This window comes from Oerskovia sp. NPDC060287, from assembly GCF_042726775.1.
Classification (GTDB): Bacteria; Actinomycetota; Actinomycetes; order Actinomycetales; family Cellulomonadaceae; genus Oerskovia; species Oerskovia merdavium.
The window spans coordinates 1-5,679 of the sequence record NZ_JBHXBO010000257.1 but is presented as its reverse complement, the minus strand read 5'-3'; the positions used below and the strand labels follow the sequence as shown (position 1 = coordinate 5,679).

7 protein-coding genes are annotated in these 5,679 nt (G+C 72.5%); 1 reads left to right on the top strand and 6 read right to left on the bottom strand.

What is annotated here, in order from left to right:
• Positions 1-52: 52 nt before the first annotated feature.
• From proB to ACFWFR_RS16895, 6 genes are all read right to left on the bottom strand, one after another.
• Entirely contained in the window at positions 53-1,195 is a 1,143-nt protein-coding gene (gene proB, locus ACFWFR_RS16920; protein WP_068625112.1) for a glutamate 5-kinase, read from the bottom strand.
• A gap of 219 nt (positions 1,196-1,414) precedes the next feature.
• Positions 1,415-2,944: a GTPase ObgE gene (gene obgE, locus ACFWFR_RS16915; protein ID WP_377618854.1), complete on the bottom strand. Its 1,530-nt coding sequence runs from the start codon at positions 2,942-2,944 to the stop codon at positions 1,415-1,417.
• A 91-nt stretch (positions 2,945-3,035) separates the two neighbouring features.
• Positions 3,036-3,293: a 50S ribosomal protein L27 gene (rpmA, locus tag ACFWFR_RS16910; RefSeq protein WP_030151568.1), complete on the bottom strand. Its 258-nt coding sequence runs from the start codon at positions 3,291-3,293 to the stop codon at positions 3,036-3,038.
• Between the two features lie 75 nt (positions 3,294-3,368).
• Positions 3,369-3,677, bottom strand: coding sequence for a 50S ribosomal protein L21 (gene rplU, locus ACFWFR_RS16905; protein ID WP_191789147.1), 309 nt, complete (start codon positions 3,675-3,677; stop codon positions 3,369-3,371).
• 240 nt (positions 3,678-3,917) lie between these two features.
• Positions 3,918-4,124 carry a dodecin family protein gene (locus ACFWFR_RS16900; protein ID WP_377618852.1) on the bottom strand — a complete coding sequence of 69 codons (207 nt, stop codon included), beginning with the start codon at positions 4,122-4,124 and terminating at the stop codon, positions 3,918-3,920.
• A 133-nt stretch (positions 4,125-4,257) separates the two neighbouring features.
• Positions 4,258-4,830, bottom strand: coding sequence for a TetR/AcrR family transcriptional regulator C-terminal domain-containing protein (locus tag ACFWFR_RS16895; RefSeq protein WP_377623772.1), 573 nt, complete (start codon positions 4,828-4,830; stop codon positions 4,258-4,260).
• A gap of 110 nt (positions 4,831-4,940) precedes the next feature.
• On the opposite strand from ACFWFR_RS16895, the gene ACFWFR_RS16890 reads away from it, so the two are divergent.
• Positions 4,941-5,636 (top strand): NAD(P)H-dependent oxidoreductase, encoded by a 696-nt coding sequence (locus tag ACFWFR_RS16890; protein WP_377623771.1) that lies wholly within the window; start codon positions 4,941-4,943, stop codon positions 5,634-5,636.
• The last annotated feature ends 43 nt before the right edge of the window (positions 5,637-5,679 follow it).

Genomic DNA, 5,679 nt, shown 5'->3' with positions numbered 1-5,679 from the left:
TCGTGGGACCGAGCGCCGCGCCCGCGCCCGCGCCGTGCGGCGCGGCCTGCCCTCAGGACGCCTTGCGCCTGCGCCCCACGAGCACCAGGTCGTCGCGGTGCACGACCTCGCGGTCGTAGCCCTCGCCGAGCTTGTCGCGCAGCTCGTGCGTCGAGCGCCCGAGGAGGTCGGGGATGTCGGTCGAGTCGAAGGCCACGAGCCCCCGCGCGATCACGCGCCCGTCGGGTGCGACGAGCTCGACCGGGTCGCCCGCGTCGAAGTCGCCCGTGACCCCGACGACGCCCGCCGGGAGGAGCGAGGCCCGCCCGCCCAGGACCGCGGTCACGGCCCCCTCGTCGAGCTCGAGCCGCCCGCGCGTGCGCGCGGCGTGCGCGAGCCACAGGCGTCGGCGCGTGGTGCGCTTGCCCGTGACGGCGAACCAGGTCCCGACCTCGCGCCCGGCGAGCGCACCCTCGGCGTTCGCGGCCTTGGTCAGCACGACCGGGATCCCCGAGCCGGTCGCGATGCGCACGGACTCGAGCTTGGTGAGCATGCCGCCCGTCCCGACCGAGCTGCCGCGTCCCGTGACCTCGATGCCCTCGAGGTCGAGCGGCGAGCGGACCTCGCGGATGCGCTGGGTACCGGGGCGCGAGGGCGGGCCGTCGTAGAGCCCGTCGACGTCGGTCAGCAGCACCATGACGTCGGCGCGGACCAGGTGCGAGACGAGCGCCGCGAGACGGTCGTTGTCGCCGAAGCGGATCTCGTCGGTCGCGACCGCGTCGTTCTCGTTGACGACGGGCACGACCCCCAGGTCCAGGAGACGTTCGAGCGAGCGCTGCGCGTTGCGGTAGTGCCCGCGGCGGATGGTGTCCTCGGCCGTGAGGAGGACCTGCCCCACGCGGATGCCGTACTCGGCGAACGCCTGGGCGTACCGGGCGACCAGGAGGCCCTGGCCCACCGAGGCCGCGGCCTGGGCCGTGGCGAGGTCGCGTGGTCGGGCGCTGAGGCCGAGCGGCCCGATCCCCGCCGCGATCGCCCCGGACGTCACGAGCACGACCTGCCCGCCCGCGGCGTGCCGCGCGGCGATGACGTCGACGAGCGCGTGCAGGGCCGGGACGCTGAGGTGCCCGTCCGGTCCGGTGAGCGAGGAGGAGCCGATCTTGACGACGACCCGGTGGGCCGTTGCGACCTGGGAGCGTGCGGAGAGCGCATTCACCGGGACATCATCGCGCGCCGGGCGCCGGGACGGGGCGTCATTTCACCGTGTGACACCCCGCCGTGAGACGACGTGGGCCCGACGACGTCGCTCCTCTCCCGCGCTCGCCCCGCCAGGGCGGTGGTCGTCGCTCGACCGGGACGCCGCAGGGCGGGCACGGACCCGAGGGACCGTACCCGCCCTGCGGGCGGACGTCGTGACCTGACGCCGAGCGGACGGTCAGTCCTTCTCGGGGTCCGTCCAGTGGCCGGACTCGCGCTCGGTCCAGAGCTCGGCGCGGGCCTCTGCCTTGGCGTCCATGCGCTCGTTGTACTCGCGACGCTTGTCGTTGCGCGTGGGACGCGAGTGGTCGTCGAAGCGCAGGTCGGTGCCACGGGGGCCGCCGAGGTGCTCGGAGCCCGTGATGAGCGTGGGCTCCCAGTCGAAGACCACGGCGTTCTTCTCGGACCCGATGCGCACCTCGTCGCCCGCGACGGCCCCGGCCTTGAAGAGCTTCTCCTCGACGCCCAGGCGGGCCAGACGGTCGGCGAGGTAGCCGACGGCCTCCTCGTTCGCGAAGTCGGTCTGGCGGACCCAGCGCTCGGGCTTGGAGCCGCGGACCTCGAAGTAGAACGTGCCGTCGCCGGCGTTCTTGCGGGTGACCGTGAACCCGGCGTCGTCGACGGCCTTGGGGCGCAGGATCGTGCGGGCCGGAGCGGGGGCCGGGGTCTCGCGTCGCGCCTTGTCGACGAGCCCGGCGAGCGCGTAGGTCAGCTGGCGCAGGCCCTCGTGGCTCGCCGCCGAGATCTCGAAGACCTGCAGGCCGCGGGCCTCGAGGTCGGGCCGGACCAGGTCGGCCAGCTCGCGCGCCTCGGGGACGTCGATCTTGTTGAGCACGACGAGGCGGGGGCGCTCGTTGAGCGGGAGCCCGCCCACGACGCCCGAACCGTCGAGGTCGCCCGAGTAGGCGGCCAGCTCGGCCTCGAGGGCCTCGAGGTCGGAGATCGGGTCGCGACCGGGCTCGAGCGTCGCACAGTCGAGCACGTGCACGATCACGGCCGTGCGCTCGATGTGGCGCAGGAACTCGAGGCCGAGCCCCTTGCCCTCGCTCGCGCCGGGGATGAGGCCCGGGACGTCGGCGACCGTGAAGCGCACCTCGCCGGCCTGGACGACGCCGAGGTTCGGGACGAGGGTCGTGAACGGGTAGTCGGCGATCTTGGGGCGCGCGGCGGAGATCGCGGCGACGAGCGAGGACTTGCCCGCGCTCGGGAAGCCGACGAGCGCGACGTCCGCGATCGACTTGAGCTCGAGGACGAAGTCGACCTCCTCGCCGGGCTCGCCCAGGAGTGCGAAGCCCGGGGCCTTGCGGCGCGGGGACGCGAGGCCGTGGTTGCCCAGGCCGCCGCGACCACCGGCGGCGGCGACGTACTCGGCCCCCTCGCCGATGAGGTCGGCGAGCACGTTCCCCTGACGGTCCTTGACCACGGTGCCGTCGGGCACGCGCAGGATCAGGTCCTCGCCGTTGGAGCCCGCGCGGTAGTCGCCCATGCCCTGGGTCCCGGACGCGGCGTGGCGGTGGGGAGAGTGGTGGAACTCGAGGAGCGTCGTGGTCTGCGTGTCGACGACGATCCGCACGCTCCCACCGTCCCCACCCTTGCCGCCGTCGGGGCCGGCGAGCGGCTTGAACTTCTCCCGACGGATGGAGGCGCAGCCGTTTCCGCCGTCACCGCCGGAGGCGTGCAGAACGACGCGGTCGACGAACGTGGCCATGGAAAGGGTCCTCTCGAGCGGGGGGAAGAACACCAGGAGGGGCGCACCGCGTCGGTGCGCCCCTCCTGTCAAGCATGTGCTGCGTCGTGGATCAGGCCTCGGCAGAGACGATGTCGACGACCTTGCGACCACGGCGCGTACCGAACTGGACGGCACCGGCGGTCAGGGCGAACAGCGTGTCGTCGCCACCGCGACCGACGTTGTTGCCCGGGTGGAAGTGGGTGCCGCGCTGGCGGACGATGATCTCGCCGGCGCTGACGACCTGGCCACCGAAGCGCTTCACGCCGAGGCGCTGGGCGTTGGAGTCACGACCGTTGCGCGAGGAGCTCGCGCCCTTCTTGTGTGCCATGTCGAACCTGCTTTCGTGCTGGAAGAAGAGGGGGTGGGATCACCTGCGGCGGCTCTCACGAGCCACCGAGGGAAGTCACTTGATGCCGGTGACCTTGAGGCGGGTCAGCTGCTGACGGTGACCCTGGCGCTTGCGGTAGCCGGTCTTGTTCTTGTACTTGAGGATCGTGATCTTCGGGCCCTTTTCGTCCCGGACGACCTCAGCAGTGACCTTGACCTTCGCGAGCGCCGCAGCGTCGTGGGTCACCTTCTCCCCGTCCACCAGCAGGATCGCAGGAAGCTCGACGGACTGTCCGGCACCAGCCGACAGACGGTCGACGACGACGATATCGCCGACGGACACCTTCTCCTGGCGGCCACCGGCCTTGACGATCGCGTACACCACGTTGTTGCTCATCTCTTCTAGTCTTGGCGTGCTCGCCATGTCTGGTCGTCTTGGCAGGACTCAACACACCGTGGCGTGCGAGTGCGACCTGTCCATGGGCACACGGGACCAGTGCGCACCGAGCGCACCGACGTTCAAGATTACGGAATCCCTGGCGCAGGGTCAAATAGCCGCACCCCGGCCCGCCGGTCAAGTCGGCACGCCCGTGCGAGGCGAACGGTCCCCGGTGGAGTACCGGGCTCAGTCGAGGACGAACGTGACCTCGAGCGCGACCTGCCAGGCCACGATCTTCCCGTCCCTGACCTCGACCTTCTGCTCCTTGACCCACGCGCCCGTGAGGTTGCGCAGCGTCGAGCTCGCCCGCTCGATCCCGGTCGTGACCGCGTCGTCGAAGCTCACGTCGGACCGTGCACTGATCTGGGTGATACGCGCCACCGAGCCGCTCATGACGTCCTCCGTCATCGTCGGGCGGGCACCTCGTCGCGCCCGCGCTCCCCTCCACGATCCCCCGGGCACCCTCGGGTCGCCAGCGCAGCGGCCGGGTCGCCGCCGGCGCAGCGGCCGGGTCAGAGCACGACCCTCAGCCGAGCCGCGCCGCGAGCCCCGCCACGATCACGTCGACGCCGAACCCGAACCTCTCCTCGAACGCGGCCGTCTGCGAGGGGTCGAGCTCACGACGGTCGACCGCTTGCTCCTCGGCGACGAAGCCCAGGACGAAGGCGAGCAGCGTCCCCCAGGCGCGCGCGGCGTCGTCGGGCCCGAACCCTGCCGTCGTGAGGATGCCCATGGGCACCTCGACCGCACCCCGCAGCGACTCGTCCGTGACGAAGGTCCCGCCGAACACCCGCGCCCCGTCGCGGTGCGAGAGCAGCATCTCGCGCAGGTTCGTCGCGGACTCGCGCACGCAGTCCTGCCAGGGCGACCCTGCCGCCACGGCCTCGTCCCAGGCCGCCCCCGCGACGAGGTCGCGCAGCATGGTGGCCGCCATCTCGTCGAGCAGGTCACGCTTGCCCGCGAAGTGCCAGTAGAGCGCGGGCGCCTTGACGCCGAGGTCCTGGGCGAGCCGGCGCAGCGTCAGCCCGTCGAGGCCGACCTCGTCGAGCAGCGCGAGCGCTGCTCGCACCACGCGCTCTCGGTCCAGCCTCTCGGCCATGGGCCCACCCTCCTCGCGCGTCCGGCGAGTCCGGACCACCACACCTTGACACCTTAACGATGTTCAGCAACTCTAACGCTGTTAGATCGAACAACGTTAAGGAGAGTCCGATGCGCGTCCTGCTCGTGATCGACCACCCCTACGAGGGCAGCTACAGCCGCGCGCTCGCCGCCGCCGCGATCCGCGGCGCGACCACCGCCGGGCACGAGGTCGACGTGATCGACCTCGACCTCGACGACTTCGATCCCGTCGTCCGGCGGGCGGACCTCGGCGCATGGCGTGAGGGACGGACCGTCGACCCGCAGGCCGCGGGGTACCAGGAGCGGCTGGCGGCGGCCGACCACCTCGTCCTCGTCCACCCGGTCTGGTGGGAGGTCATGCCCGCGCGCCTCAAGGGCTTCTTCGACAAGGTCCTCGTGCCCGGGTTCGCGTACACCGAGAACCGGGTCGGGGCGCTCCGGGGCCTGCTCGGGCTGTCGGGGGTCACGCTCGTGACGACCATGACGACGCCCGGGCCGCTCTACCGCACCTGGTTCGGCGCCCCCGTCCAGCGGGTCGTCGCCCGCGGGGTCTTCGGCCAGCTCGGCGTCCGACGGGTCCGGTGGGTCAACCACTCGCGCGTGGCCCAGGTCTCCCCCGCGCGGCGCGAGCGCTGGCTCTCACGGCTCGAACGCCTCGCCGCGGACCTCCCCGAGCCGTCGGCGACCGTCCGTGACCGTGCGGCCCGGCGCCGCCGCGACCTGGCCGCGCAGGAGGCCGCGCGGCAGGCCCTGCCGAGCCCGACGCCCGTCGGGCCCACGTCCTGAGACCCGACGTCCCCGGGGACGACGAAGGACCCCGGCCGGAGCC